Annotated in this window: 4 protein-coding genes; all 4 read left to right on the top strand. The window is 50.4% G+C overall.

Annotation, left to right across the window (positions count from 1 at the left end):
* Nucleotides 1-78 precede the first annotated feature (78 nt).
* A complete protein-coding gene (locus Q0231_RS10160) occupies nt 79-1155 on the top strand; it encodes an ABC transporter ATP-binding protein (protein ID WP_269392701.1) in 1077 nt (358 codons plus the stop codon).
* A gap of 27 nt (nt 1156-1182) precedes the next feature.
* Entirely contained in the window at nt 1183-1929 is a 747-nt protein-coding gene (locus Q0231_RS10155; RefSeq protein WP_299347575.1) for a sugar phosphate isomerase/epimerase, read from the top strand.
* 13 nt (nt 1930-1942) lie between these two features.
* Nucleotides 1943-3064 carry a Gfo/Idh/MocA family oxidoreductase gene (locus tag Q0231_RS10150; RefSeq protein WP_299347573.1) on the top strand — a complete coding sequence of 374 codons (1122 nt, stop codon included), beginning with the start codon at nt 1943-1945 and terminating at the stop codon, nt 3062-3064.
* Between the two features lie 21 nt (nt 3065-3085).
* Nucleotides 3086-3350: family 43 glycosylhydrolase (locus Q0231_RS10145; protein ID WP_299347571.1), on the top strand; the 265-nt coding region annotated here is incomplete at its 3' end.

The raw sequence follows: 3350 nt of genomic DNA, 5'->3' as shown, positions 1-3350 counted from the left end.
TGTTCGCCTCCTCATTTATTTTGTTTCTGGCAAACTGTTTGTCCGCGGCATCGCCGCTGGCGCGGTGAAAGGCTGATCATGACCAGTGTGTCTATTCGCAATCTCGATCTACAATTTGGGTCGGTAAAAGTTCTCAAGCAACTCAACCTTGAGATCGACCACGGAGAGTTTTTGGTTCTTCTAGGCGCGTCAGGGTGCGGCAAGTCAACATTGCTCAATTGTATTGCTGGCCTGCTAGATGTGAGTGATGGACAGATTTTCATCAACGAAAACAATGTCACTTGGGAAGAGCCGAGCAATCGCGGCATTGGTATGGTTTTCCAGTCCTATGCGCTTTACCCACAAATGACCGTGGAAGGTAATTTGTCGTTTGGTCTCAAGAACGCAAAAGTTCCAAAAGACGAAATCAACAAACGCGTGGCACGTGCGGCTGAGGTTTTGCAAATTGAACCCTTGCTAAAAAGAAAGCCCGCAGCGCTTTCTGGCGGTCAACGCCAGCGGGTTGCGATTGGTCGCGCTTTGGTGCGCGATGTTGATGTCTTCTTATTTGATGAGCCACTATCCAACCTTGACGCGAAGCTTAGGGCTGACCTTCGGGTTGAAATCAAACGGTTGCACCAAAAGCTGAACAACACGATGATCTATGTAACCCACGATCAAGTGGAAGCGATGACATTGGCGGATCGTATAGCGATTATGAAAGCCGGACTAATTCAGCAATTGGATAGCCCAGCTGAGATCTACAATCGCCCGGTCAATAAATATGTGGCCGATTTTATTGGATCCCCTTCCATGAACTTCTTGGAAGGTGAATTGAGCAGTCAGGGCCAATTCAAGGTTGGTGGTACTGTGATTGATCTTAAGGGGTACGACTATGTGGATGGTCCCGTTGCCAGCCCTGTTTGGTTTGGCTTTCGGCCCGAGCATGCGGTTGCCGGCGAAGGTGCGGAGCATCAACCTGCAACATTCCAGGTGGTCGCAGAGATTGTTGAACCAATGGGTTCTGACACGCTTGTGTGGACCAAGATCGAAGATCAGGCTTTCCGTGTACGGATGGACGGGCAAGCAAAAATTTCGACTGGCGACGCTTTCACGTTGGGTTTTGACCCTGCGCGGGCTTCAATTTTTGACAAAGAAACTGAATTGCGGGTTTAAACCCCAAAATTACTAAGGAACACGCTCATGGATTTGAGTTATCAACTTTATAGCGCACGAAATGCAACACCTTGGTCCAAGGTTTTTTCTGCGCTTGCAGATCAAGGCTACACACAGGTTGAAGGCTTTGGCGGAATGTTCGACAATGTGGCGGAATTGGCCGCCGACCTTGATAATGTGGGTTTGAAGATGCCAAGCACTCATTTGGCGCTTGAGCTTTTGGAAGATGATTTTGACGCAGCGCTTGAAATCATCAACACGCTGGGTGTCCGCCAGGTCTATGCCCCCTATTTGGTGGAAGACGATCGCCCAACTGACGCGGCAGGATGGCAAGTTTTTGCACAGCGTTTGAGCAAAGTCAGCGACAAGTTAGCAGGTTTTGGCGTTACCTTTGGTTGGCACAATCATGACTTTGAGTTCGTTGCTTTGCCCGATGGCCAAATACCGATGGCGATCCTTTTGGACAATGCGCAAAATATTTCATGGGAAGCTGACATTGCTTGGGTCATTGTTGGCGGCCAAGATCCGATCGAATGGATAAAGAGATATGGCAACCGCATCACGGCTGTACATATGAAAGATAAGGCGCCTGACGGTGAAAATTTGGACCAAGATGGCTGGACCGATGTTGGCAGTGGCACCATTGATTGGGCTGCTTTGATGAGCGCGGTAAAATCCAACACACCTGCAAAAATCTTTGTCATGGAGCATGATAATCCTGCCGATGCGATCGCCTTTGGGGCGAACTCAATCGCCTACGCAAAAACACTTTAGTTGAGTAGACATTATGACTGAAAAACTTGGGGTCGGCATTATTGGCGCCGGCAATATCTCCGCAGCGTACTTGCGCTTGTCACCAAATTTTGTGGGCATTGAAGTGCGTGCTGTTGCTGATATCAACATGGATGCGGCCAAGGCCCGCGCCGAAGAATTTGGTGTGCGCGCGGAAACCGTTGAAGGGTTGTTGGCAAGCGATGATGTTTCAATCATCATCAACCTCACCATACCGGCCGCCCACTTTGACGTATCAAAGCGCATTTTGGAAGCGGGCAAGCACGTCTATTCCGAAAAGCCATATGTTTTGACTTTGGAGGAAGGGTCGGCGCTCGCAGATATCGCTGCAGCGAAAAACCTGCGCATTGGCTCAGCCCCAGACACCTTCATGGGTGGTGCGCACCAGCATGTCCGGCACATGATCGACCAAGGTGATTTGGGCACCATAACGTCCGGCACGGCCTTTGTGATGGGACATGGCATGGAGCATTGGCACCCGAACCCTGACTTCTTCTATCAGCCTGGCGCCGGTCCAATGTTGGACATTGGGCCCTATTATGTGACCAATTTGGTGCAATTGCTGGGCCCGGTAAAACGGGTTGGCGCTTTGACATCGACGCCGTCCAAAGAACGTGTGATCACTTCTGAACCGCGTAACGGCGAAAAGATCCCTGTTGATACGCCCACCACCATTCATTCGCTGCTGGAATTTCAAAGCGGCGCGGTGGTGACGATGGTCACAAGTTGGGACGTTTGGGAACATGGCCATACGAACATGGAACTATATGGCACAAAGGGCACCGTCCATGTACCTGATCCAAACTTCTTTGGCGGCGAAATCCGCATCACCAAACGAGAAGAGGCCGCAGACCTGCCAGGCAATTGGGATCACCCATTTGCTGTGGTCAATGATGATGGAAACGCCAATTATCGTTGTGCGGGCCTTTCTGATATGGCTGTTGCAATTGCGCAGAACCGGCCACATCGCTGCTCACAAGAGCTTGCATTGCATGTTGTTGAGGTGATGACCAGTGTGTTGATTTCCGGCGAAAAAGGACAGTTCGTAGAAATGACCACCAGTTGCGAACGCCCGGCGCCACTTGGGCCGGACGCGGCAAAAGCACTGCAAGTGTAGAGTTAGGTCGTCGCGATGCAAATGATCAAAAATCCAATCCTAAAAGGATTTAATCCTGATCCCTCCATTTGTCGGGTTGGTGAGAATTATTACATCGCGACGTCTACTTTTGAATGGTATCCAGGCGTGCAGATTTTTCACTCCAAAGACCTTGTCAATTGGGCGCTTGTAAAACGCCCTTTGGACCGCGCTAGCCAACTCGATATGCGCGGCAACCCTGATAGTTGCGGTGTTTGGGCGCCCTGCCTTTCCTATGCTGATGGCAAGTTCTGGCTGGTCTACACGG

Origin of the sequence: uncultured Maritalea sp. (assembly GCF_937139385.1) — a bacterium.
GTDB lineage: Bacteria > Pseudomonadota > Alphaproteobacteria > Rhizobiales > Devosiaceae > Maritalea > Maritalea porphyrae_A.
The sequence above is the reverse complement of the archived record's forward strand: the minus strand, read 5'-3'. Positions and strand labels throughout refer to the sequence as shown.